The following is a 22,626-nucleotide window of genomic DNA, read 5'->3' on the forward strand; positions in this document are numbered from 1 at the left end:
GGTTTTTCAAACGGCCAAAGGCATGCCGCCGCTGTCCCCAGGGTTTCAACGCCAGGTAGGTGCCGAACGCAAAAACGGCCCAGGAAGGGCCGGGCCGTTTCGATTGGCGATATGTTGGTTGAGCGAGCGTCTATTCGCCGTCTTTCCAGAGCGCATGAAAATGCTGCACTGGGCCGTGGCCGGAGCCGACGGTAAGGTGTCCGGCAGCCGCGACCGCGCCGGCGAGGTAATCCTTGGCGATGGCGACGGCCTCCCGCGCTGAGGCGCCCTTGGCGAGCTCGGCCGCCAGCGCGCTGGAGAGCGTGCAGCCGGTGCCGTGGGTATTCTTGGTCGGCACGCGCGAGGCTTCGAACCAGTGCAGGCCGGCGGCCGTGGCAAGCACGTCAGGGCTCTCGTCGCTGTCGAGATGTCCGCCCTTGACCAGCACCGCGGCCGGCCCAAGCGCCAGCAGGCGCTCGGCCTGCGCCGCCATGTCAGCTCGGTTTGTCGCCACCGGCTGGTGCAGCAGGGCGGCAGCTTCCGGCAGGTTCGGGGTCAGAAGCGTGGCAAGCGGCAGCAGCCGGCGGGTCAACACGTCGACCGCTTCAGGCGCGAGCAAGGCGGCTCCACCCTTGGCGATCATGACAGGGTCGATGACGATCGGAATATCGCGGTGGTCAGTCAGCGCACCGGCAACGGCGTCGGCGATGCCGGCATTGGCGATCATGCCGATCTTGACGGCATCAACGCGCACATCCGCAAAGACGGCTTTGATCTGGTCGGCGACGAATTGCGGTGGCACCAGGTACACGCCGCTGACGCCTTGCGTGTTCTGCGCCGTCAGTGCGGTCAGCACCGCCATGCCGTAGACGCCGCGGGCGGAAAAGGCCTTGAGATCGGCCTGGATGCCGGCGCCGCCGGAGGGATCGGAGCCGGCGATGGAGAGAACGTTGCGGATCATGCGCGGGCCTTTCGAATTTCTGCAGCGATGCGGCGCGTGGCCGCTTCGGGGTCGGGCGTGCCGCAGATGGCCGAAACGACGGCAAGTCCCTTGGCGCCTGCGGCGAACACCTGGGCGACATGATCGGCCTTGAGTCCGCCGATCGCGACCGATGGCACCGGCGAGGCCTTTACCAGCCTTGCAAGTCCGTCAAAGCCGATCGGCTGCTTGTGATCGGCCTTGGTCGGTGTCGCAAACACCGGCCCGACGCCGGTGTAATCGGCGAGATGAGGATCGACGGCACCGGCAAGCGCCTCGTTCTCGACCGATAGGCCGAGGATCATCTCGGGACCGATCATCGCCCGCGCTTTGCGCGCATCCATGTCCTCCTGGCCGATATGCAGGCCGTCGGCGCCGATGGCGATTGCCGCCTCCACGTCATCGTTGACGATGAGCAGGGCGCCGGTCCCATCCAGCGCCTGTTTCAAGGCGCGGCCGGTCTCGATCATCCTGATGGTGCCTGCGTGTTTGTTGCGCAACTGCACGATGGTCGCGCCGCCGGCAACGGCAAGGCGCGCAGTTTCGACCATGCCGATCCCGGCGCAGAGATCGGGGTCGAGGACGAGATAGAGCGAAAGGTCGAAGGCCTTCATGCGGCTGATATCCTTGCCCTGGCGTCAAGCGTTTCGGAGTCGAGCGCGGCCAGCGCATCGAGGAAACGCCAGGAGAAGGAGCCGGGGCCGGCCGCTCCACGGGCGGCCTCCTCACCGGCGATGGCGAAGGTTGAAAGTGCAGCGACCGTCGCACCGAAGATATCCTCAGGCGCTGTCGCGGCAAAGGCGCCGACAAGGCAGGTGAGCGAGCAGCCCAGTGCTGTGACCTGAGGCATCAAGACCGATCCGCCTTCGATGCGCACGGCTCGCTCGCCATCGGTGACGAAATCCACGACGCCGGTAACGGCGACCACCGCCTGCTGCCGTTCCGCCAGCCATCGCGCCGAACCTTCCGCTTGCTCGACCGGGTCGCGGCTGTCGACCCCCTGGCCGCGGCTCTCTCCGCCGGCAAGCGCGATGATCTCGGAAGCGTTGCCGCGGATGATAGTCGGTCGCAGGGCGAGCAATTCGGCAACCGCATTGCGGCGGAAGGCCGTGGCATAATGCGCGACTGGATCGAGCACCCAAGGTTTGCCGGCTGATGTCGCCACCTTCGCCGCCGCCTGCATGCCGTCAATCCATTGCGTCGACAGGGTGCCGATATTGATTGTCAGCGCGCCGGCGATCCCGGCGAATTCGCCGGCTTCATCCGCGGCATGCACCATGGCGGGCGAGGCGCCCGATGCAAGCAGGACATTTGCGGCGATATTCATGGCGACGTAATTGGTGATGCACTGAACGAGCGGCGGCTTCTCGCGCATCGCCTTTAGCATCGCTCCTGGTGTGGTTCTGGTCTGCATGTGGCCCCTTTCAGGCGGGGGCAGGCACGGGGCGGCCCGTATGGCGATGCCCCGAGCGACTCCCTCCGCCGGCATTATCCGGTTCAGGTTCGAAGGGTGCTTCTCAGCCCGTCTGTCGACGGGCGCCCCTGTCTCTCATCGCGCTCTTTTTCGCAGAGAACGGGGCTGATGTCATCCCGAAAAAGAGAGTTCCGTGATCGACGCGGCGCAACTCGACGATTTGGAAAAGTCGAGCCATTCCAGCAGTCGTGCGACATCCTCGTTTGTAACATTTAGCCATGCTTGGCCTTTCACGCATGCACTTCCCTGCCGCGATAGACCTCCGGATCGGGGATCGGAACCGCGGCGATCAGTGCGCGGGTGTAGGCTTCCCTCGGGTTCTCGAATATCTCTCGCCGTGTGCCGGTTTCGATTATGCGGCCGGCGCGCATGACGGCGACGTTGTGCGACATGCGCTCGACCACCGCCATGTCGTGGGAGATGAACAGATAGGCGAGCCCCATCGTTTCCTGCAGTTCGAGCAGCAGGTCGAGCACCCGGGCGCGGACCGAGACGTCAAGCGCTGCGACGCTCTCGTCGGCGACGATCAGCTTTGGCTCCAGCGCCAGCGCCCGGGCGATGCAGATGCGCTGGCGCTGGCCGCCTGAAAACTCGTGCGGATAGCGCGTCGCCGCATCAGGCGTCAGGCCGACCCGGCGCAGCAGTTCGGCGACGCGGTCCTGCCGTTCGCTGTGGTTGCCGATGCCGTGGATGACCATCGGTTCGCCGATCGCCTTGCCGACGGCCATGCGCGGGTCGAGCGAGGCATAGGGATCCTGGAAGATCATCTGCGCCGACCGACGCACGGGCTGCATCTCACGCTGGCTGAGCCCGGCGATATTGCGGCCGTCGATCAGGACATTGCCCTTGAAGGGAATGAGACCGAGCACGGCCTTGCCGGTGGTTGATTTGCCGGAGCCGCTTTCGCCGACGAGGCCGAGCGTTTCACCCGGCAGGATATCGAAGGAAACGCGATCGACGGCTGCGACCGGCGGCTTGCCCTTGAAAAACCGGCTTGCGGCATTGCCATAGGTGACGGTGAGGTCGCGCACGTTCAGGACCGGCGTGCGGTCCGGATGCAGCGTCTCGACGGCGCGCTGGGTGATGCGCGGCGGACGGTCGGTGCCGGCAAGCGCGCCGAGCCGCGGGACGGCGGCGAGCAATTGCTGCGTATAGGCCTCCTTCGGCCGCTGGAAGACGGCGAGCGCCGTTCCTTGCTCGACGATCCTGCCATTCTGCATGATGACGACGCGATCGGCCATTTCGGCGACGACGCCCATGTCGTGGGTGATCAGGATGATCGAGGTGCCGAATTCGCGCTTCAACTCGCGCATCAGCCTGAGGATCTGTGCCTGCACGGTGACGTCGAGTGCCGTCGTCGGCTCGTCGGCGATCAGCACCTTCGGCCGGCAGGAGAGCGCCATGGCGATCATCACCCGCTGGCGCATGCCGCCGGAAAGCTCGTGCGGATATTGCTTCAGCCGCCGGGCCGGCTCGGTGATCTGCACGGCATCGAGCATCTTCAGCGCCACCGCCTCGGCATTGTCGCTGCCCTGGTGCGCGCGGATTGCCTCAGTCAGCTGGTTGCTGACCGACATGACCGGGTTGAGCGAGGTCATCGGCTCCTGGAACACCATGGCGATATCGCCGCCGCGCACGCTGCGCATCGCCCGGTCGGAAAGCGTGAGCAGGTCGCGTTCGCCAAGCAGCACGCTGCCGGAGGCGACCCGCAGCGAGGCCTTGGGCAAGAGCCCCATGATCGACAGCGAGGTGACCGACTTGCCGGAACCGGATTCGCCGGCGATGCAGAGCGTTTCGCCGCTTGCAAGCTCGAAGCTGACATCCTGGAGCACCGGCTTGCGACCTTCGGGTGTGCGGGCATCGACGCTCAGCTTGCGAAGGCTGAGCACCGGTGCTGCGGCGGGCATGGCCTCGGTCACGCGAACACGATCCTCGGGAAGTAGAAGGAAACCACCCAGTTCGGCTGGTCGACGATCTCGCTGATCCGCAGATCGCCGCAGACCGAGCAGAGCAGATAGGCATCGATGGCGCTCATGCCGTGTTCGGCGCCGAGAAGATCGATCATGCGCATGACGCTTTCGCGCGCCCCGGTCATCAGATCAGGGCCGATGCCTGTCGTGACTTCGTAGCCGGCGCCGTCGAGATGGCGGGTCACCGGTTCGGTCGTGGTGAAGCGCGGCGTCTGCAGCTTGGCGTCCTTGACGAGCTCGATCGTCGCTTCGACGTTCATCTGGCTTTCGATCGCCGTGCCGCAGACTTCGCCATCGCCCTGGGCGGCATGGGTATCCCCGATCGAAAACAGTGCGCCGTCGACCTCGACGGGCAGATAGAGCGTCACGCCTGCCGTCAGGTCGCGGATGTCCATGTTGCCGCCGACGCGACGCGGGGGAACGACGGAATGGGTGCCGGGCTCGGCGGGTGCGACGCCTATCGTGCCGGCGAAGGGCTTCAGCGGCACGCGCCCGCCCGGACCGTAAAGGGCGGGCACCATGCTGTTGGCGTCATAAGACCAGACGTGCAGCGCCGGATCCTTGAATTGGTCGGCAAGCAGGCCGAAGCCTGGAATATTGGCCGTCCAGCCGACGCCCGACGGAATGAACTTGCGCAGCGTCACCTTCAGCGCATCGCCGGGCTTGGCGCCTTCGATATAGACCGGGCCGGAGACCGGGTTGATCTTGCCGAAATCAAGCGCGTTCAGCGTTTCGAGCGTCGCCTCGCTTCCGAGCTGGCCGCCCGATGAATCCATGCATTCGAAGTGGATGGTCTCGCCTGGCTTGGCGACGACTGCGGGGGCGAAATCCTTGTTCCAGCCGAAATTATGCTGGGCGCGGTGAATGGTGTGGGTGCAGGCGATGCACATGTCATGTCTCCCTCGATTTTATGACGCCTTCCCGGGCGGGACCGGGAAGGCTTTGTTTCTTCAGGGCTTATTGCTTGACGTAGATCGCGTCGTAATTGATGACGCGGGTCGGATCGATGTAGATGTTGTCAGCACCGCCCATGCGCAGCGACTTGGCGACGACGCGACGTTCGTTGATGACGGGAATCCACGGCGCATCGGCCATGATATCGGTGAAGATCTTGCCCCAGGCGGCGGTGCGCTCGGCGGCCTTTGCCGGATCGGACATGGAGTCGGCGGCAACGGCGCGTTTGTCGAGATCGGCGTTGCAATACCACGACCAGTTCCAGCCGCCCGGAACCGCACCGGCGCAACCGAGGATCGGGCCGTAGAAGTTGGACGGATCGGGGAAGTCGGCGATCCAGGCCATGCCGCCCGACCAGATCATCGGCGCTTCGCCTTCCGTGCCGCCGGCCGAGATGACGTTTGCCTGGGCCAGCGCCCGGACTTCGGCCTTGACGCCGACGGCGGCCAGATCCTGCTGGATCGCCTGGGCGCTACGCGGCTGCGGGTCGGTGTTCGTCGAGTAGAGCACGGTTTCGAAGCCGTCGGGATAGCCGGCTTCGGCAAGCAGCGCCTTGGCTTTCGCCACATCATAGGCATAGCCGGTGAAGGACTTGTCGTAGCCCGGCATCAGCGGCGGTAGCGGCTGATTGGCAGGCGTTGCGCGGCCGTTGAGGATGCGGGTGATGCGGTCCTTGTTGATCGCCATGTTCAGCGCCTGGCGAACCTTGACGTTGTCGAAGGGTTTCACTTTGGTGTTCAGCGTGATGTAGCCGGTGTGCAGCTGTTCGCCGTCGACGATCATCTGCGCGCCGTCGGCCGAATTCTTGATTTCGAGGAATTTTGCCGGCGGAATGCCGTCGCCGGCAATATCGACCTCGCCCTTCTGCAGGCGCAAGAGCGCCACCAGCGGCTCTTGGCCGACCTCGACCTTGAAGCTGTCGATGTAGGGAACGCCCTTGACGAAGTAATCCTTGTTGCGCTCGAAAACGAGCTGCTGGCCGATCGTCCAATCCTTGAGGATGAAGGTGCCGGAGCCGACCGGCTTCTTGCCGAAGTCGCCGGCGGCCGCCTCGACGGCTTCCTTCGGCACGACCGAGGCGAAGTTGATCGCGAGAACGTGCAGGAAAGTGGCGTCTGGGCGCGAGAGGTTGAAGATGACGGTGCTATCGTCAGGCGTCTCGATGCCGGAGAGCGTCGTCGTCTTGCCGCCGGTTTCATCCTCGAAGCCTTTGATGGCGCCGAAGAAACCCGCGCCAGGCCCCTGAGTCTTCGGGTCGACGGCGCGTTCGATCGAATATTTCACGTCGGAGGCGACGACCTCGCGACCGTTCGAAAACTTCACGCCCTTGTGCAGCTTGAAGGTATAGGTCAAGCCGTCGGGCGAAACGGTGAAGCTCTCGGCAAGCGAGGGAACCGGGTTCGGCGTGCCGGGCGCATAATCCATCAGGCGGGAATAGAGGCTCTTGATCATCGACCAGTTGACCCAGTCGTAGCCGATTGCCGGGTCGAGCGTGGTGATGTCGTCCTTGTAGGTGACGACGATATCGCCACCCTGCTTAGGCGTTTCCTGAGCCATGACGGACAATGGCGCGAGCGCCACGATCGTTGCCATGGTCGTCTGTTGCAGCCAGCGTTTGAACATTTTTGGTTCCCCTTCTTTGGTTGCTGTCAGCGTGTGCGGATGCGCGGATCGATGACCGGCGCGACGAGGTCGGCAAGCAGGTTGCCGATGATGATGGCAAGCGCCGAGGTCAGGGTGACGCCCATGATGATCGGGATGTCGACCTGCTGGATCGCCTGCCAGGCGAGTTGGCCGATGCCGGGCCAGCCATAGACCGCCTCGACGACGACCACGCCGCCCATGAACTGGCCGATATCGATGCCGATCATGGCGATGATCGGCAGCACCGCATTGGGCAGCGCATGCCGCAGGATCACTCGCTTCGAGGAAAGACCCTTGGCGCGCGCCGTGCGGACATAATCCTGGTTCAGCACGTCGATCATCGATGAGCGCACCATGCGGGCGTACCAGCCGGCGCCGCAGATGCCGAGCGTTACGGCCGGCAGGACGAGATGCGAGAAGCTGCCGTAGCCGCTCATCGGGAACCAGCCGAGCGTTGCCGCCAGCAGGTAGAGCAGCAGCAGGGCGACGAGGAATTGCGGTGCGGAGGTGCCGACAAAGGAGGCCATCATCACCAGCCGGTCGACGAAGCCGCCGCGACGCACGGCGGCGATGGTGCCGAGCGTCAGGCCGAGCACCACCTCGACGAAGATGCCGGCAAGCATCAGCGTCAGCGTCGCCGGCAGGCGTGCGGCGATCAACGTCCAGACATCGGTTTTCTGCGCATAGGAGCGGCCGAGATTGCCATGCAGCAGATTGCCGACATAGGTGCCGAACTGGACCAGCAGCGGCTGGTCGAGGCCGAGTTCATGGCGGATGTTGGCGACCGTCTGGGCCGTAGCGCTGCGGCCGGCGATCATGCGGGCCGGATCGGCCGGAAGGGCGTAGAGCAGCACGAAGGTGATTGCCGCGACGCCGAGCAGGATGAGGGCCGCCTGCGCCAGCCTGCGGAGCATGAGTGATGCCATCAGCCCCTCCCGCGCTGGGTCGGGTCGAGAATGTCGCGCAGCGCATCGCCAACCAGATTGAAGGAAAGCGCCGTCAGAAGGATGATCGCGCCCGGAATGAAGACGAGCCAGGGGGCGGCCTGGAAATAGCTTTGGCTCTCGAAGATGATGTTGCCCCAGGAGGGCTGCGGTGGCTGCACGCCGACGCCGAGGAAGGAGAGTGTGGCTTCGAGCAGCACGGTGGTGGCGATGCCGAGCGTTCCCCAGACGATTGCCGTCGGCATGAGGTGCGGCAGGATATGCATGAAGAGCACGCGCATGTGGCCGGCGCCAAGCGAGCGTTCGGCCATGATGAAATCGCGCTCCACCAGGCCGCGAGTCTCGGTATAGACGATGCGGGCGACCTGCACCCAGTTGACCAGCGCGATCACCATGGCGACGATCCACAGGCTCGGCTTCAACAGGGCTGCCAGCACGATGGCGAGCAGCAGCGCCGGAAAGGCCATCATCAGATCGGTGAAGCGCATCAGGATGTTGCCCGGCAATCCGCGGAGATAACCGGCAACGATGCCGACGAAGAGGCCGATCGCCACCGCGATGCCATTGGCGACAAGGCCGATGATCAGCGAGGTGCGGGCCCCGAAGAGCAGGCGTGAAAAGAGGTCGCGGCCGAGCGTGTCGGTGCCGAGCAGATAGGGACCGCCCGGCGCCAGCGGCGCGCCTTCGAGCGAGAGGCCGTCAAACATCTGCTCGTCGGGGCTGAACGGCGCGATCCACGGCGCTGCTATGGCGAGCCCGATGACGAGCGTGACGACGATCAGGCCGAAGAGCGCCGTCGGCTGGCGGATCATCTGTTTCAGCACATGCATCAGCCGGCCTCCGGCAGGGGTTCGGCACCCGCCAGGATGAAGGCTGATATCTGCTCCATCGGCAGACGGCGGCGCATGGCGCAGTTGCGCAGGATTGCGTAAGCGCTCTCCTCGTCGATGCCGTGTGCGGCCTGAAGCTTTTCGACGGCGGCGTGAACGAGCGGCCGCAGCCGGACGCGCTCTTCGAGATATTGCAGCTTTTCCGCAGTCGCCTTGCGCTCCTGATGAATGGAGACGGCCATGACAAGCGCCGGATAGATGGCAGATGTGGCGATCGGCTTGGCGATGATCGCGCCGGCGCCCTGTGCGAGCGCCCAGGCGATGCGGCCGGGCGCTTCCGAACCAAGCAAGGCGACGACGGGGCAGGCAGGCGTTTCGCCGTTCCAGGGCAGCAGATCGTCCCAGCCTTGATCGGCATCGACGATGACGAGATCAGGCAGTGCCACGGCCGGAAGCGGCGCCCATTGCAGCGTTGCGTGGATGCCGAGCAGGCGAAGCTGGCGGATCAGCTTTTCTGCGTTGCCGTCCTCGCGATGCAGGACCATCGCCTGCCAGCCGGTGAAATTGGGTGTCTCTCTCATGACACCACCCTTAACCACGGAAAGGCCTGTCGGTTGCGGCCGGTCAGATAGGGGTCGGCGGCGAGCGGCGGCCGCGAGGCGACGACATCGAAGCCGTTGTCGGCGTTGATCCGGCCGAGATGAAAGGGCAGGGCGGCATGATTGGTCTCGCGATCGATCGCCAGCGCCCCGAACGGGGTCGGCCAGGATCTGTTGTAGAGCTCGCGGCGGACGGCGTCGGGATCGTCGCCGCCGGCGGCGACGATCGCGTCGACGCAGAGCCGGACGGCGGTATAGGCGCTGGCAAAGACGCTGGAGACACGCCGCTCCGCGCCGTGACGCTCGGTGACGCGGGCCTTGAAGGCGGCATTTTCGGGGGTTGCGATACTGTCGAAATAGGAAGCGGCGCAAAGCTGGCCGGCGGCAGCTCCGGCGGCGATATCGTCGAGTTCGCATTCCATCAGGTCGCAGCTGACCACCGGGCAGTTTTCCGCGCGAAAGGCCGGGTCGCGATCACCGAGGGCCTTGATCGCCTCCAGGAAGGCGTAGCTTGAGGGGCCGATCAGATTGTTGAGGATGAAGCTCGGGCGGCGCTGCGCGATCTCCGCTACGATGCGTTCGACGGCGGTCTCCTCGAGTGGAAGATAGCGTTCGCCAAGCACCTCGCCACCGGCATTGGTAATGAGTTCGCGGGCGAGCCGGTTCATCTCCCAGCCCCAGACGTAGTTGGCGCCGACGAGGTAGGGCCTTGCGCCATAACGCGGGATCAGGTGCTCGAACAACGGCAGCAGATGCTGGTTGGGGCAGCCGCCGACATAGATGACGTTCTCATTGGCCTCGAAGCCTTCATAGGGGCACATATACCAGAGCAGGCCGTCATGTTTTTCGACGAGCGGGATGACTTCCTTGCGCGCCGCAGATGTGATCGTGCCGACGATATGGCGGCAGCCGGCGCGCAGAAGATGACGCGCGCCGTCGAGGTAGGCGGCAAGATCGGCATGCGGATCGAAGAAGACCGGCTCGATTGCCAGTCCTTCGACGCCGGCATATTCGGCCATCGCGAAATCGGCGCCGTCGCGCGCGTCGCGGCCCATCGAGCCGTAAGGCCCGGTGGTCGAAAAAAGGATGCCGATTTTCAGCGCGTCGTTCATCAAGTGACCACATCAAAAACCCCACGACGCTGGTCCCATCGAGCGATGAGGCGTCATGGGGCGAAACTGCCCGGGGACTATCGGAGTCATGTCAATGCGGCTGGCCTTCTGCCTAATCCGCAGGCCTGAGTAAAATACAGGCAGCTTGTCTTTGTCAAGTGTGCTGCGCGGCACTCGCCGTCATTTGATCTTGCTCTCTCGGTAGAGCAGCCAAAGGTCGCGCTTCTAGCTCAAGTCATGCAGATCCTTGTCGGTCGTCGGCCCAATCGAGAATTCGGAAAAGCGGACCGTCAGTCCGCTACGCTCCGGCGTGCAGGCGGTCGGTCCGACCTCGTAGTGCGCTACTGCCGGGAAGGGCGCGAGCCGCAGCAGCGGCCAGAAGCTGCCGTCGCGCGAGGCCTGGATGCGCATCGCGCCGTTGGCGACAGTGACGCGGATGCGGAAATCCTCCAATTCCCTGAAGGGCTGTGCCACCGACCAGTCGGACTTGCCGTCGGTGACGACGGTGCTGAGGAAGGCTTCACCGTCGGTGAACTCGACGCCTGTTTTCACCCAACGTTTTTCGTCGATGCGAACCATCAGGCCGGCCTGGTCGTAGAGCGTGCGGAATTCGCCCTGGACGCGGATCTGCGCGGTGAAGGCGTCGGTGGTGGGAAAGGCGAGGAAATGGCCGCTGTCGCGGGTGAAGCCGTAATGGGTTTCCCGCCAGAAATCTGTTTTCTCGTCGGTCGTTAGGGTGAGGCCGGCTTCCTCCGCGTGCCAGATGGCCGGTTCGTTCAGCCATTTTCCGTCGTTGAAATTGGTGCTCATCTGATTGTCCCGTTCTGTTGAGGCGTCACCGCAGGGTGTTTGACTCACCTTGGCATAATGCGCGGTCTTGTTGCAGGCCGGCGCAGCCGAAGTTGTGTGTTTTTCCGGCGTCTCGGCTTCGGCCGAGGGCATAATCCGTCGCTCGTGCTTGACAGGATCGATCCATCTCTTATTCTGTTACAAAAAGATGAATTACATAATTGTGGAACTAAACGGGAGCTGTCACATGAAAACACTGGTCGCATTCCTTCTCGGTACCGCGCTTGTCGCCCTGCCTTCGACCCTCTTTGCCCAGGAAAAGGGCGGCGTCATCAATGTCGCGACGATCGGCGAGCCGCCGACGCTCGATCCGATGTCGTCGACGGCCGATCTGGTCGGCATCGTCACCCAGCACATTTTCGAAACGCTCTACACCTTCGACAAGAGCTGGAACGTCACGCCGCTTCTGGCCGAAAGCCTGCCTGAGATCAGCGCCGACGGCAAAACCTATACGATCAAGCTCAGGACCGGCATCAAGTTCCACGACAATAGCGACATGACATCGGAAGATGTCGTCGCCTCGCTTGGCCGCTGGATGAAGATCGCCTCGCGCGGCAAGCAGGTGGCCGGCTTCATCGATAAGGTCACCGCCGTCGATCCGGCGACCGTGACGATCACGCTGAAGCAGCCCTATGCGCCGCTGACCTCGCTGCTCGCCTTCAACAATTCGGCCGCAATCATCATCCCGTCCGAAAAGCAGGACGAGCCCATGAAGGACTTCATCGGCACGGGTCCCTACATGCTGAAGGAGCGCAAGGCTGACCAGTATATCCAGCTCGTCCGTTTCGATGGCTATAAGTCCCGCGAAGGCGACAGCAATGGTTATGGCGGCGCCCGCCACCAGTATCTCGACGAGATCCGCTTCGTGCCGGTGCCGGATCCGAACACCCGCGTCGAGGCCGCCGTTTCCGGCCAGTATGATTATGTCGACTCGATCCCGGTCGAATCCTACGACAAGCTGAAGGCCTCCAACGCCTCGCAGCCGATCATCCTGAAGCCCTTCGGTTATCCCGTCTTCGTCTTCAACACGAAGGAAGGTATTGCCGGGAATGTCGAAGTCCGCAAGGCGATCCGTCAGGCGCTCAGCATGGAAGATATGCTGGCCGCGGCCTTCGGCAGCACCGATTTCTACGCGCTCGACGGCGCCATCTATCCAAAGACCTTTGCCTGGTCGACGGATGCCGGCGTCGAGGGCGCCTATAACGTCGCCGATCCGGAAGGGGCGGCGGCTGCCGCCAAGAAGGCCGGCTACAACGGCGAACCGATCCGTATCCTGACCAGCCGCCAGTACGAATTCCACTACAAGATGGCGCAGGTCGCCGCCGAATATCTGAAGCTTGCCGGCTTCACCGTCGATATGCAGGTTGTGGACTGGGCGACGCTGACGCAGCGCCGCGCCGATCCGAAGCTCTGGGATATCTACATCACCCATAGCCCCTTCCTGCCGGAGCCGGCTCTTATTGGCTCGCTTTCGACCAGCTCGCCGGGCTGGTGGGATACGCCGGCCCGCAAAGCCGCCGTCGATGCCTTCACCTCGGAAGTCGATCCGAAGAAGCGCGTCGCGCTCTGGGCCGATGTCCAGAAGGCGATCTATGCCGACGCCCCCTTCATGAAGATCGGCGACTTCAACGCGGTTTCGGCGGAATCGACCAAGCTCGAAGGCGTCGATCCGGCTCCGTGGCCGTATTTCTGGAATGCTTCGATGAAGAAGTAAGCATCGCCACCGATACCGGCCCGCCGTGGCCGGTATCGGTCTTCTTTTTTCGCAGCATCTGCAAGGGTTTGCCAGGCATTCATGATACGCTACATCCTCCAGCGCCTGTTCGGCATGATCGTCGTGATGTTTCTCGTCGTCACGATCGTCTTCGTCATCGTGCGCGTGACCCCGGGAGATCCGGCCGCCGTCATGCTCGGGCCGGATGCGACGCCGCAGGATATTGCCGACCTCAGGTCCCGGCTCGGCCTCGATCAGTCGCTCGGCCTGCAATATGTCTATTATATCGGCCAGATGCTGAGAGGTGATCTCGGCCAGTCGATCTTCCTCAACATGCCTGTCACCTCGGCCTTGCTCGACCGGGCCGAGCCGACCTTCTTCCTGACTTTGTTTTCGCTCGCCATTGCCAGCATCATCGCCTTGCCGATCGGCATCTATGCCGCCTATCGGCGCGGATCCTTCATTGACCAGGCGGCAACCACGCTCGCCATGTTTGCCGCCAGCATTCCGAGCTTCTGGCTCGGCCTGATCCTGATGCAGTTCTTCGCCGTCAGGCTCAACCTCTTCCCGGTCTCGGGTTATGGCGGCCCGGGCTCGACCTTTTTCGAGCGCATGTATCACCTGACGCTGCCCGCCTTCGCGCTCGGCATCGTCTCCTCGGCGCTGATCCTGCGTTTCACTCGCGCGTCGATGCTCGATGTGCTCGGCGACGATTATATCCGTACGGCCCGCGCCAAGGGGCTGATCGAGCGTCGGGTCATCCTCAAGCACGCGCTGAAGAATGCGCTGATCCCGATCCTGACGGTAATCGGCCTGACGGCAGCGGTATTGATTTCGGGCGCCGTCGTCACCGAGACCGTCTTCGGCCTGCCGGGTGTCGGCAATCTCGTCGTCTCCGCGGTGCTGCGCCGCGACTATCCCGTCATCCAGGGCGCGCTGCTCGTTATCGCCGCGCTCTACGTGCTGATCAATTTTGCGATCGACATGCTCTATCTGCTGATCGATCCGAGGGTGCGCTACTGATGGCAGATATCGCAATCAAATCAGTCGAAGGCGAGGGCAGCAAATTCGCCAGGCGCCTGCTGAAGCGCAAGACGGTCGCCTTTGGCCTGCTGATCCTGACAATTTTCGTGCTTCTGGCAGTCTTCGCGCCTGTTGTCGCGCCCTATTCGCCGTCGAAGCTTTCCATCGTCAATCGGCTGAAGCCGCCGAGCGGCACCTTTTTCTTCGGCACCGATGAGTTCGGCCGCGACGTCTTTTCGCGGACGATCTTCGCCGGCCGCCTGTCGCTGCTCGTCGGTGTAGCGGTCGTGACCTTGTCGGCCGTGATCGGCGTGACGCTCGGCCTGCTTGCCGGCTTCTTCCAGAAGCTCGACACGCCGATCGCCCGGCTGATCGACGCGATGATGGCGTTTCCGGATATTCTGCTGGCGATCGCGCTCGTCGCGGCCCTCGGCCCTTCGTTGACGACGGTGATCATCGCGCTGTCGATCGTCTATGCGCCGCGCCTTGCCCGCATCGTGCGCGCTTCGACGCTGGTCATTCGTGAACTCCCCTATGTCGAGGCGGCGAGGGCGCTCGGCATTTCGACCTTCCATATCATGACCCGACATGTGCTGCGCAATCTGCTGTCGCCGATCCTCGTGCAGGCGACGTTCCTCTTTGCGAGCGCGATGCTTGCCGAAGCTGGCCTGTCTTTCCTCGGCCTCGGCGTCAGCCCCGAAATCCCGACCTGGGGAACGATGATTGCCGCCGGTCGGCAGTATATCGGCCAGGCCGACTGGATGACGCTGTTTCCGGGTGTCGCCATCATCCTCTCCGTGCTGTCGCTGCAGATGGTCGGCGATGGCCTCAGGGACATGCTCGATCCTAGGCTGCGCAAGGATCTTTAATCCGCCGACCAAGCGTTGGCCCAATCGAAATTCGCCAAATCGAAAATTGCATGACAGGAGTTTGCGTGAATCAGTTTCCCACCGCCGCCGGCAAGGTCGAGAACTCGCCTTACGAACGGCTTGCCGCCCTCGGCATAACGCTTCCGCCGCCGCCGCCGCCGATCGCCAATTTCGTCACGCACGTGATCGAAGGCAATATGCTCTACCTCTCCGGCCAGGGGCCGCGCGAGGCCGACGGCTTCATGCATGCCGGCAAGGTCGGCGGTGGGGTCAGTGTCGAGCAGGCCTACGGCCATGCGCGGCTGACCGGCATCAACCTGCTTGCCGTCATGCAGGACGCGCTTGGCGATCTCTCCCGCGTCAAGCGGGTGGTCAAGCTGCTCGGCATGGTCAACGCCGTGCCTGAGTTCGAGGATCATCCGAGCGTCATCAATGGCTGCTCGGATCTGCTGATCGCAGTCTTCGGGCCGGCCGGCGAACATGCCCGCTCGGCCGTCGGCTTCGGCTCGCTGCCCGGCAACATCACCGTCGAGATCGAGGCGATCGTCGCCTTGCACGGCTGACGGAAGCTCGACACATTTGATCGACCGCCCCATGTTTCGTTTTTCGACCCAGAATCCTGGAGACCTCCATGTCCACTGATATCCGCCCGTCGCTTGGCCTCCGCCCTGTCATCAATGTATCGGGCACGATGACCAGCCTCGGCGCCTCGATTGTCGTTCCTGAAGCGATCAGCGCGATGGCATCGATCCTGCCGCACTTCGTCGAGATCAACGACCTGCAGCGCAAGGCAAGCGCCGTCATCGCAAGGCTGACCGGCGGCGAGGCGGGCTTCGTCACCGCCTCCTGTTCGGCAGGCATTTCGCTTGCCGTCGCCGGCGCAATCACCGGCAATAACCTGCTGGCGATCGAGAAGCTGCCGGATGTGGTGCCGGAGAAGAACGAGGTGCTGGTGCAGATGGGCCATGTCGTCAGTTACGGCGCCCCGGTCGACCAGGCGATCCGGCTTGCCGGCGGCAAGGTCGTGCTTGTGGGGCAGGCGACCTCGACACATCGCTTCCACATGGAAAACGCCATCACCGACAAGACCGCCGCCGCTGTCTATGTCGTCTCCCACCATGTCGTCGATTACGGCCTGCTGAACCTCAAGGAATTCGTCGAGATCGCCCATGCCAAGGGCGTGCCCGTCATCGTCGATGCGGCCTCGGAATATGATCTGCGCATCTTCCTGGAGCAGGAGGCCGATATCGCGCTCTACTCCGGCCACAAGTTCCTCGGCGGCCCGACCTCGGGTATCGTTGCCGGCAGGAAGGAGCTGGTGCGCCATGCCTTCCTGCAGAACATGGGCATCGGCCGCGGCATGAAGGTCGGCAAGGAGAGCATCTTCGGCGTCATGGCGGCACTCGAAGCCTGGGAAAACCGCGACCATGCCGGAATCCGGGAACGCGAGACCGGCTACCTCAACTTGTGGAAGCGCACGCTCGAAGGCCGCCCTGGCGTCACCGCGCTGATCGAGCCTGATCCGACCAGCAATCCGCTCGATCGGCTGCGCCTGATCGTCGATCCCGAGCAAGCCCATATCACCGCCTGGGATCTGGCCGATGCGCTTGCCAAGGGCAGCCCGCCCATCATCGTGCGCGATCATGAGGTGGAGCACCGCTATTTCTACCTCGACCCCTGCAACCTGCACCCGGGCGAGGAGACGGTCGTCGCGGAGCGCCTGGCGCAGGAACTCGACAAGGCGCGCGCCTCCAACGAGATCATCGCAACGCCGATCGAGAACCGCAGCAGGCACCGTTTCGACGGTGTGCTGCGTTGGCCGGATTGAACCGCCGCCGCTCATCCGCCGCAAGAGGAACAGTAAATGGCCAGCGCCCAAACGAAACCGATCCAGACGACGACCGACGTTCTTTCCGTCGACAGGCTGACGACCTCCTTTCTGGTGGACGGCGTCTGGAAACCGGTCGTACGCGATGTTTCTTTCACGGTGGCGCCAGCGGAGACGGTGGCGATCGTCGGCGAATCCGGTTCGGGCAAGAGCGTCACCTCGCTCTCGATCATGCGGCTGCTGCAGGCGGATACGAGCCGTGTCGAGGGCCGCGTCATGCTCGGCGGACGCGACCTTCTGGCCTTGCCGGAAAATGCCATGCGGCAGGTGCGCGGCAACGAGGTGGCGATGATCTTCCAGGAGCCGATGACATCGCTCAATCCGCTTTTCACCATCGGCGACCAGATTTCCGAGGCGCTGCTCTGCCATTCCGATATGAGCAGGGCCGATGCCAAAGCCGAGACGATCCGGCTCTTGGAAAAGGTCCGCATCCCCTCGGCTGCCTCGCGCTTCGGCGAATATCCGCATCGTTTCTCTGGCGGCATGCGCCAGCGGGTGATGATTGCCATGGCGCTTGCCTCGCGGCCGAAATTGCTGATCGCCGACGAGCCGACGACGGCGCTCGACGTCACCATCCAGGGCCAGATTCTCGACCTGATCAAGATGCTGCAGGATGAGGAGGGGACCTCCGTCCTTTTCATCACCCATGACATGGGTGTCGTCGCCGAGATCGCCGACAGGACGGTGGTGATGTATCGCGGCGAACAGGTGGAAAGCGGCGCCACCGCCGATATTTTTCACCGCGGCAAACATCCCTATACGAGAGCGCTGCTTTCAGCCGTGCCGGTGCTCGGTTCGATGCAGGGCAGGCAAAGGCCGCTGCGCTTTCCCGTGGTCAATACCGCAACGGGTGAATCGGATATTCCCGCTGAGGTCGCCGATACGGTGGCAGCGACGCCTGTCCTACAGGTGAAGAACCTCACCAAGCGCTTCGACATTCATTCCGGCCTGTTCGGCCGGCTGACCAGCCGGGTGCATGCGGTCGAAAACGTCTCCTTCGATCTTCATGCCGGCGAGACGCTGTCGCTGGTCGGCGAATCCGGCTGCGGCAAGTCGACGACCGGCCGCGCCATCATGCGGCTGATCGAGCCGCAGGCCGGTTCCGTTCTGGTCGAGGGCAGGGAGGTGCTCGGCCTCGACAGGAAGGATCTGCGCGAGATGCGCAAATCCGTGCAGATGATCTTTCAGGATCCCTTTGCCAGCCTCAACCCGCGCATGACGGTTGGTGCTGCGATCGCCGAACCCTATCTCGAACACAGGATGGGCAATTCAAAGCAGGCAAAAGACGTCGTCGCCGATCTGCTGGTGAAGGTCGGTCTGTCGGCGGATATGGCCGCGCGTTACCCGCATGAATTTTCCGGCGGCCAGCGCCAGCGTATCTGCATTGCCCGCGCGCTTGCCTTGCAGCCGAAGGTCATCGTCGCCGATGAAAGCGTCTCGGCGCTCGACGTCTCGATCAAGGCGCAGGTCATCAACCTGATGCTCGACCTGCAGCAGAGCCTCAACCTCGCCTTCCTGTTCATCTCGCACGATATGGCGGTGGTCGAACGCGTCAGCCATCGCGTGGCGGTGATGTATCTCGGCGAGATCGTCGAGATCGGCCCGCGGGCCGCGGTCTTCGAAAATCCGCAGCATCCCTATACGAAGAAACTCATCGCGGCGGTGCCCGTGCCCGATCCGGACCGCCGCCATGAAAAGCGGATGGTGGCGAATGACGAGATCAAGAGCCCGATGCGCCCGGTCGACTATCAGCCTGCAAGCACGTCTTATCGCGAAGTCGGGCCGGGCCATCTGGTCATGGCCGATCGGTAGACTTGCCATCGCGTTTCGGATCTGACGGGCGCTATTCCATCGCCAGGATCATGTTGCGCACGACGGGGTAGATTTCCCCCTCCCAGCGGCGGCCGCTGAAGACGCCGTAATGTCCGACATTGGCCTGAAGATGATGGCGCTTCAGATGCGGGCGCAGTGCACGACAGAGATCGTGCGCGGCCGAGGTCTGGCCGAGTGCGCAGATGTCGTCGCGGCCGCCCTCGACGGTCAAAAGCGCCGTGTTGCGGATCTGGCCCGGGTCGACCTTGCGGCCATGGTGGGTGAGGTCGCCGGTCGCGAGTTCAGCCTTCTGGAAGACGCGTTCGATGGTCTCGATGTAGAATTCTTCGGTAAGGTCGAGCACGGCGAAATATTCGTCGTAGAACTTCTTGATCTTGCCGGCTTCGGCCGTCTCGCCCTTCGCCAAATGGTCGTAGAGCCTGCGATGAGCGTCCTGGTGGCGCTGCATGTTCATCGACATGAAAGCGACGAGCTGGAGGAAGCCGGGATAGACCCGCCGCCCGGCGCCCCGATAACGCCAAGGAACGCCCGTGATCAGCGAGTTCTCGAACCAGGCGAGCGACTTCGATACGGCAAGTTCGTTGACCTTCGTCGGGCTTTCGCGCGGATCGATCGGCCCGGCCATCAACGTCATGGTCCGCGGGGTGGCGGGATGCCGCTCTTCCGACATCACGGCAACGGCGGCCAGCGCCTGTACGCAGGGTTGGCAGACGGCGAGGATATGAGCGCCGGGGCCGATTTCCTCCAGGAAATGCATGATGTAATCGACATAGTCGTCCATGCCGAAGCGTCCGGCCGACAGCGGCACGTCACGGGCGTTGACCCAGTCGGTAATATAGACGTCGTGATCGCGCAGCAGGGTCTGCACCGTGCCGCGCAGGAGCGTGGAAAAATGGCCGGACAGCGGGGCGACGACCAGCACCCGCGGCCGCTTTGCATCGGTGTCCGTTGCAAAGTGCAGCAGCGTGCCGAAGGGCATGTCGAGTACGGTCTCGACGGTGACGGGCACCACGCGATTGCCGATCATGACCGAGTCTATGGCGAAATCCGGACGTTGGTGGGTGATCTCGAAGCGTGAGATCATCTCCAGCGCGGCGGCGAAGTGCCGTCCCATTTCGCTGCCGGATCCCCAGAGCGCTGTCGTGGAGAAGATCTGCAGGCGCCGTGCCAGATCGCGGAGCGGCGCGATGAGATCATCCTGGAACTGATAGGCCTGGTAGAGCATGGCCGAAATCTCCCGCACTGCCGCATCGATGCGGCGGTGCAAAAAATGCTAGTGGAATATGTTCTGCCATGCGAGAAGATTATCGAGGAAGAAGCAACATTGTCCGACAAGGATACGAGCGCGATGTCGCAGGCGGCACTGACGATTTCCTCGAAGAACTACTCCTCATGGTCTCTGCGCGGCTGGCTGCTATGCCGGATGGCGGGGCTGGACTTCACCGAAGTCCTTGTGGAGATGGATGACGAGGCGCGTCAGGAACTGCTTCTGCTTTCACCATCGGTTCTGGTGCCGAGGCTGACCCATGACGATGTGACGGTCTGGGACACGCTGGCGATTGCCGAATATCTCCACGAAGTGACGCCCACTGCCGGGCTATGGCCCGCCGAGCGGGCGGCGCGCGCCCGCTGCCGGTCGGTCTCAGGCGAGATGCATTCGGGTTTCCATAACCTGCGTTCGGCATTGCCGATGAACCTCAAGGCGCGGCATGCGAGCTTCAAGATATTTTCGGGCGCGCGGCCCGATGTCGAGCGTGTCAAGGCGATCTGGACTGAATGCCTCGACGCGAGCGGCGGGCCGTGGCTTTTCGGGACCGCGCCGACCGTGGCCGATGCGATGTATGCGCCGGTCTGCACCCGCTTCCGCACCTATGCGGTGGAGCTCGAACCGCAGCTCGAAGCCTATGTGGAAACGGTGCTGTCCTGGCCGCTGATGCGCGAGTGGACCGAAGGCGCGATGGCCGAGCCGGACGAGATCGTCGAACTGGAAGTCGAGTTCTGACGGAAACCCGGCCGGGCGGCTCCCCATCGATTTTAACGGGCCGAATTAAGAGTTGCCTGGAAGGTGAGCGGCGCATAAAGCAGATGCAGTGCCACATGCCGCGAAGCCTGGACCGATGAACAGAGATTATTATTCCAAACTCGGCGGATTGCCGCCGCAAACCGAGCTGCTTTCCAGCAAGGCCGTCTTCACCACAGCCTATGCGGTCATCCCGCGCAGCGTCATGACCGACATCGTCACCAGCGTCCTTCCGCATTGGACGGGGACACGGGCATGGGTTCTCTCCCGGCCGCTTTCCGGTTTCTCCGAGACCTTCTCGCAATATGTGATGGAGGTTCAGCCCGGCGGCGGAAGCGATCGGCCGGAGCCCGACAAGCGGGCCGAAGCGGTTCTGTTCGTCGTCGAAGGCGAGATGACAATGGAGCTCGATGGCGCCAGCCACGCGCTCCGCTCCGGTTCGTTCGCCTATATTCCGGCGGGTTCGGTCTGGCGCCTGAAAAACGGCGGTTCGACGGCGGCAAAATTCCACTGGATTCGAAAAGCCTTTCAGGAGGTCGAGGGGCTGGAGCCGCCGCCGGCGATCGTCACGCATGAGGACGAACATGCCATATCGGCGATGCCGGACACCGACGGACGCTGGGGGACGACCCGGTTCATCGATCCGGCCGATGTCCGCTACGATATGCACGTGAATATCGTGACTTTGGAGCCGGGTGCCGTGATCCCATTCATGGAAACCCATGTCATGGAGCATGGTCTCTATGTGCTGGAAGGCAAGGCCGTCTATCGGCTGAACCAGGATTGGGTCGAGGTCGAGGCCGGCGACTTCATGTGGCTGCGCTCCTTCTGCCCGCAGGCATGTTACGCCGGCGGCCCCGGCCGTTTCCGCTACCTGCTCTACAAGGACGTCAACCGTCACATGACGCTCTGGTAGGAGCGATGGTGAGGGACGATGCAGCTTGAAAGCGAACGTCTGATTTTGAGACCGTGGCTGCAGCAGGATCGAAAGCCCTTCGCTGCGATCAATGCCGAACCCGACGTTGTCAGATATCTCAATCCTCTGACCGACGAACAGTCGGATGCGATGCTCGACCGTATCGACCGACACTTCGAGGATCATGGCTGGGGGTTTTGGGCGCTGGAGGAGAAGGCAAGCCGCCAGTTGATCGGCATGTGCGGCCTCGCCAAGGTTTCACCTGCTTTGCCATTTGCCCCGGCAGTCGAAATCGGTTGGCGGCTTTCGGCCTCTCGGCACGGCGCCGGATATGCACGCGAGGCCGCGGAACGGTCTCTCGACTTTGCGTTCAACGAGCTGAAGCTTGACCGCATCGTCAGCTTCACGGTGCCTGCAAACAGCAATTCCTGGGGTTTGATGACGCGACTGGGGATGAGCCGGATCGGGGAGTTCAATCATCCCAATTTCGCCGAAGGTCATCCGTTGCGCCGTCACGTGCTCTACGAACTGCGATCATCAAACGGCATTTAACGTGGAGCCGCGACGGAGGAGGGCGGGAATCTGAAAGCAAAGTGACTTCCCTGATCCAGTGGGGCTGACGACAAGGATCGACTTCCCGGAGAGAGCCGCCAAGACGATCGGCAGCTGGCCGCCTCGAAAGTGTGAGACGCCGAACAACCGGAGAACGGGGCCGAAATTCATTCCCGCTTCAAGGGCACGCGCACCACTACCTAGCCAGCGGGCCAGCCGCATCGCTCAGCGCTCGATCGCCCGACGGGCAAGACCTCCTGCGAGATTTGGATGATGGACGGCGTGGCAACCATCGCATAGGGTCACCAAGTTCGAGAGTTCGTTGGAACCGCCCATGGATCTCCGCAGGAGATGATGCCGTCAGCGTCGCGCGCGACTTCAACTTGGTCGAGCACGACACGCATTTGTATTCGTTCCGCGCGAGGACTAGGCGGCGGGTATCTTCCCAATCTCCCAGGACAAGCTCTCCAAGGGTTC

Annotated in this window: 23 protein-coding genes and 1 riboswitch; of the genes, 9 read left to right on the forward strand and 14 right to left on the reverse strand. The window is 63.2% G+C overall.

All coding sequences use genetic code 11. The features are described from left to right. Positions 1-130: 130 nt before the first annotated feature. The 11 genes from thiD to HFO71_RS32485 all read right to left on the reverse strand — a co-directional run bounded on the left by thiD (position 131) and on the right by HFO71_RS32485 (position 11,295). The gene (gene thiD, locus HFO71_RS32435; protein ID WP_168340063.1) at positions 131-940 is read right to left on the reverse strand and encodes a bifunctional hydroxymethylpyrimidine kinase/phosphomethylpyrimidine kinase; all 810 of its coding nucleotides are present in this window, start codon (positions 938-940) and stop codon (positions 131-133) included. Continuing rightward, on the reverse strand, positions 937-1,572 hold the full coding sequence (thiE, locus tag HFO71_RS32440) for a thiamine phosphate synthase (protein ID WP_168340064.1): 636 nt from the start codon (positions 1,570-1,572) through the stop codon (positions 937-939). Before thiE ends, thiD begins: the two co-directional genes overlap by 4 nt. Continuing rightward, positions 1,569-2,372: a hydroxyethylthiazole kinase gene (thiM, locus tag HFO71_RS32445; RefSeq protein ID WP_077980107.1), complete on the reverse strand. Its 804-nt coding sequence runs from the start codon at positions 2,370-2,372 to the stop codon at positions 1,569-1,571. Before thiM ends, thiE begins: the two co-directional genes overlap by 4 nt. A gap of 43 nt (positions 2,373-2,415) precedes the next feature. After that, positions 2,416-2,512, reverse strand: a riboswitch (TPP riboswitch). A 150-nt stretch (positions 2,513-2,662) separates the two neighbouring features. Continuing rightward, positions 2,663-4,351, reverse strand: a complete 1,689-nt coding sequence (locus HFO71_RS32450; RefSeq protein WP_168340065.1) for an ABC transporter ATP-binding protein — start codon at positions 4,349-4,351, stop codon at positions 2,663-2,665. Then, positions 4,348-5,292 carry an acetamidase/formamidase family protein gene (locus HFO71_RS32455; RefSeq protein ID WP_025397514.1) on the reverse strand — a complete coding sequence of 315 codons (945 nt, stop codon included), beginning with the start codon at positions 5,290-5,292 and terminating at the stop codon, positions 4,348-4,350. The genes HFO71_RS32450 and HFO71_RS32455 overlap by 4 nt, the downstream gene beginning before the upstream one ends. 67 nt (positions 5,293-5,359) lie before the next feature. Beyond that, positions 5,360-6,979, reverse strand: coding sequence for an ABC transporter substrate-binding protein (locus HFO71_RS32460; RefSeq protein WP_168340066.1), 1,620 nt, complete (start codon positions 6,977-6,979; stop codon positions 5,360-5,362). Between the two features lie 26 nt (positions 6,980-7,005). Beyond that, positions 7,006-7,926, reverse strand: a complete 921-nt coding sequence (locus HFO71_RS32465; RefSeq protein ID WP_168340067.1) for an ABC transporter permease — start codon at positions 7,924-7,926, stop codon at positions 7,006-7,008. Then, positions 7,926-8,774: an ABC transporter permease gene (locus HFO71_RS32470; RefSeq protein WP_168340068.1), complete on the reverse strand. Its 849-nt coding sequence runs from the start codon at positions 8,772-8,774 to the stop codon at positions 7,926-7,928. Before HFO71_RS32470 ends, HFO71_RS32465 begins: the two co-directional genes overlap by 1 nt. Continuing rightward, positions 8,774-9,355, reverse strand: a complete 582-nt coding sequence (locus HFO71_RS32475) for an ANTAR domain-containing response regulator (protein WP_168340069.1) — start codon at positions 9,353-9,355, stop codon at positions 8,774-8,776. Before HFO71_RS32475 ends, HFO71_RS32470 begins: the two co-directional genes overlap by 1 nt. After that, positions 9,352-10,485, reverse strand: a complete 1,134-nt coding sequence (locus HFO71_RS32480) for a transporter substrate-binding protein (protein WP_168340070.1) — start codon at positions 10,483-10,485, stop codon at positions 9,352-9,354. Before HFO71_RS32480 ends, HFO71_RS32475 begins: the two co-directional genes overlap by 4 nt. A 225-nt stretch (positions 10,486-10,710) precedes the next feature. Further along, positions 10,711-11,295 carry a DUF1349 domain-containing protein gene (locus HFO71_RS32485; protein WP_221988881.1) on the reverse strand — a complete coding sequence of 195 codons (585 nt, stop codon included), beginning with the start codon at positions 11,293-11,295 and terminating at the stop codon, positions 10,711-10,713. Between the two features lie 226 nt (positions 11,296-11,521). Here HFO71_RS32485 and HFO71_RS32490 point away from each other — a divergent pair, with 226 nt between their 5' ends. The 6 genes from HFO71_RS32490 to HFO71_RS32515 all read left to right on the forward strand — a co-directional run bounded on the left by HFO71_RS32490 (position 11,522) and on the right by HFO71_RS32515 (position 18,640). Then, entirely contained in the window at positions 11,522-13,048 is a 1,527-nt protein-coding gene (locus tag HFO71_RS32490) for an ABC transporter substrate-binding protein (protein ID WP_131640564.1), read from the forward strand. A gap of 81 nt (positions 13,049-13,129) precedes the next feature. Continuing rightward, positions 13,130-14,071: an ABC transporter permease gene (locus HFO71_RS32495; protein WP_168340072.1), complete on the forward strand. Its 942-nt coding sequence runs from the start codon at positions 13,130-13,132 to the stop codon at positions 14,069-14,071. Then, positions 14,071-14,940: an ABC transporter permease gene (locus HFO71_RS32500; RefSeq protein ID WP_168340073.1), complete on the forward strand. Its 870-nt coding sequence runs from the start codon at positions 14,071-14,073 to the stop codon at positions 14,938-14,940. Before HFO71_RS32495 ends, HFO71_RS32500 begins: the two co-directional genes overlap by 1 nt. 50 nt (positions 14,941-14,990) lie before the next feature. Then, on the forward strand, positions 14,991-15,503 hold the full coding sequence (locus HFO71_RS32505; protein WP_168340074.1) for a RidA family protein: 513 nt from the start codon (positions 14,991-14,993) through the stop codon (positions 15,501-15,503). A gap of 68 nt (positions 15,504-15,571) precedes the next feature. Further along, on the forward strand, positions 15,572-16,768 hold the full coding sequence (locus HFO71_RS32510) for an aminotransferase class V-fold PLP-dependent enzyme (protein ID WP_168340075.1): 1,197 nt from the start codon (positions 15,572-15,574) through the stop codon (positions 16,766-16,768). A gap of 36 nt (positions 16,769-16,804) precedes the next feature. After that, a complete protein-coding gene (locus tag HFO71_RS32515) occupies positions 16,805-18,640 on the forward strand; it encodes an ABC transporter ATP-binding protein (protein WP_168340076.1) in 1,836 nt (611 codons plus the stop codon). A gap of 31 nt (positions 18,641-18,671) precedes the next feature. On the opposite strand, the gene HFO71_RS32520 is transcribed toward HFO71_RS32515, so the two are convergent. After that, on the reverse strand, positions 18,672-19,886 hold the full coding sequence (locus HFO71_RS32520; RefSeq protein WP_168336405.1) for a polyhydroxyalkanoate depolymerase: 1,215 nt from the start codon (positions 19,884-19,886) through the stop codon (positions 18,672-18,674). Positions 19,887-20,009: 123 nt separating this feature from the next. On the opposite strand from HFO71_RS32520, the gene HFO71_RS32525 reads away from it, so the two are divergent. The 3 genes from HFO71_RS32525 (at position 20,010) to HFO71_RS32535 (ending at position 22,149) form a co-directional block, all read left to right on the forward strand. Next, positions 20,010-20,663: a glutathione S-transferase gene (locus tag HFO71_RS32525; protein ID WP_131640791.1), complete on the forward strand. Its 654-nt coding sequence runs from the start codon at positions 20,010-20,012 to the stop codon at positions 20,661-20,663. 115 nt (positions 20,664-20,778) lie between these two features. Beyond that, the gene (locus HFO71_RS32530) at positions 20,779-21,597 is read left to right on the forward strand and encodes a bifunctional allantoicase/(S)-ureidoglycine aminohydrolase (RefSeq protein ID WP_131640569.1); all 819 of its coding nucleotides are present in this window, start codon (positions 20,779-20,781) and stop codon (positions 21,595-21,597) included. Between the two features lie 18 nt (positions 21,598-21,615). Next, positions 21,616-22,149, forward strand: coding sequence for a GNAT family N-acetyltransferase (locus tag HFO71_RS32535; protein ID WP_168340077.1), 534 nt, complete (start codon positions 21,616-21,618; stop codon positions 22,147-22,149). Here HFO71_RS32535 and HFO71_RS36540 read toward each other — a convergent pair. Together HFO71_RS36540 and HFO71_RS36545 are read right to left on the reverse strand one after the other, a co-directional pair. Further along, a complete protein-coding gene (locus tag HFO71_RS36540; protein WP_315858309.1) occupies positions 22,135-22,371 on the reverse strand; it encodes a DEAD/DEAH box helicase in 237 nt (78 codons plus the stop codon). The two genes, HFO71_RS32535 and HFO71_RS36540, sit on opposite strands and share 15 nt — an antisense overlap. A gap of 3 nt (positions 22,372-22,374) precedes the next feature. Next, positions 22,375-22,485, reverse strand: coding sequence for a hypothetical protein (locus tag HFO71_RS36545; RefSeq protein ID WP_246642564.1), 111 nt, complete (start codon positions 22,483-22,485; stop codon positions 22,375-22,377). Positions 22,486-22,626: the final 141 nt, after the last annotated feature.

Source organism: Rhizobium laguerreae (genome assembly GCF_019778565.1).
GTDB lineage: Bacteria > Pseudomonadota > Alphaproteobacteria > Rhizobiales > Rhizobiaceae > Rhizobium > Rhizobium laguerreae.

What these genes read in the sequence shown, in the direction of transcription:
- thiD (WP_168340063.1), bottom strand. Translation starts at nt 940, where the DNA reads ATGATCCGCAACGTTCTCTCCATCGCCGGCTCCGATCCCTCCGGCGGC.
- thiE (WP_168340064.1), bottom strand. Translation starts at nt 1,572, where the DNA reads ATGAAGGCCTTCGACCTTTCGCTCTATCTCGTCCTCGACCCCGATCTC.
- thiM (WP_077980107.1), bottom strand. Translation starts at nt 2,372, where the DNA reads ATGCAGACCAGAACCACACCAGGAGCGATGCTAAAGGCGATGCGCGAG.
- HFO71_RS32455 (WP_025397514.1), bottom strand. Translation starts at nt 5,292, where the DNA reads ATGTGCATCGCCTGCACCCACACCATTCACCGCGCCCAGCATAATTTC.
- HFO71_RS32460 (WP_168340066.1), bottom strand. Translation starts at nt 6,979, where the DNA reads ATGTTCAAACGCTGGCTGCAACAGACGACCATGGCAACGATCGTGGCG.
- HFO71_RS32465 (WP_168340067.1), bottom strand. Translation starts at nt 7,926, where the DNA reads ATGGCATCACTCATGCTCCGCAGGCTGGCGCAGGCGGCCCTCATCCTG.
- HFO71_RS32470 (WP_168340068.1), bottom strand. Translation starts at nt 8,774, where the DNA reads ATGCATGTGCTGAAACAGATGATCCGCCAGCCGACGGCGCTCTTCGGC.
- HFO71_RS32475 (WP_168340069.1), bottom strand. Translation starts at nt 9,355, where the DNA reads ATGAGAGAGACACCCAATTTCACCGGCTGGCAGGCGATGGTCCTGCAT.
- HFO71_RS32480 (WP_168340070.1), bottom strand. Translation starts at nt 10,485, where the DNA reads ATGAACGACGCGCTGAAAATCGGCATCCTTTTTTCGACCACCGGGCCT.
- HFO71_RS32485 (WP_221988881.1), bottom strand. Translation starts at nt 11,295, where the DNA reads ATGAGCACCAATTTCAACGACGGAAAATGGCTGAACGAACCGGCCATC.
- HFO71_RS32490 (WP_131640564.1), top strand. Translation starts at nt 11,522, where the DNA reads ATGAAAACACTGGTCGCATTCCTTCTCGGTACCGCGCTTGTCGCCCTG.
- HFO71_RS32495 (WP_168340072.1), top strand. Translation starts at nt 13,130, where the DNA reads ATGATACGCTACATCCTCCAGCGCCTGTTCGGCATGATCGTCGTGATG.
- HFO71_RS32500 (WP_168340073.1), top strand. Translation starts at nt 14,071, where the DNA reads ATGGCAGATATCGCAATCAAATCAGTCGAAGGCGAGGGCAGCAAATTC.
- HFO71_RS32505 (WP_168340074.1), top strand. Translation starts at nt 14,991, where the DNA reads ATGACAGGAGTTTGCGTGAATCAGTTTCCCACCGCCGCCGGCAAGGTC.
- HFO71_RS32510 (WP_168340075.1), top strand. Translation starts at nt 15,572, where the DNA reads ATGTCCACTGATATCCGCCCGTCGCTTGGCCTCCGCCCTGTCATCAAT.
- HFO71_RS32515 (WP_168340076.1), top strand. Translation starts at nt 16,805, where the DNA reads ATGGCCAGCGCCCAAACGAAACCGATCCAGACGACGACCGACGTTCTT.
- HFO71_RS32520 (WP_168336405.1), bottom strand. Translation starts at nt 19,886, where the DNA reads ATGCTCTACCAGGCCTATCAGTTCCAGGATGATCTCATCGCGCCGCTC.
- HFO71_RS32525 (WP_131640791.1), top strand. Translation starts at nt 20,010, where the DNA reads ATGTCGCAGGCGGCACTGACGATTTCCTCGAAGAACTACTCCTCATGG.
- HFO71_RS32530 (WP_131640569.1), top strand. Translation starts at nt 20,779, where the DNA reads ATGAACAGAGATTATTATTCCAAACTCGGCGGATTGCCGCCGCAAACC.
- HFO71_RS32535 (WP_168340077.1), top strand. Translation starts at nt 21,616, where the DNA reads ATGCAGCTTGAAAGCGAACGTCTGATTTTGAGACCGTGGCTGCAGCAG.
- HFO71_RS36540 (WP_315858309.1), bottom strand. Translation starts at nt 22,371, where the DNA reads ATGCGGCTGGCCCGCTGGCTAGGTAGTGGTGCGCGTGCCCTTGAAGCG.
- HFO71_RS36545 (WP_246642564.1), bottom strand. Translation starts at nt 22,485, where the DNA reads ATGGGCGGTTCCAACGAACTCTCGAACTTGGTGACCCTATGCGATGGT.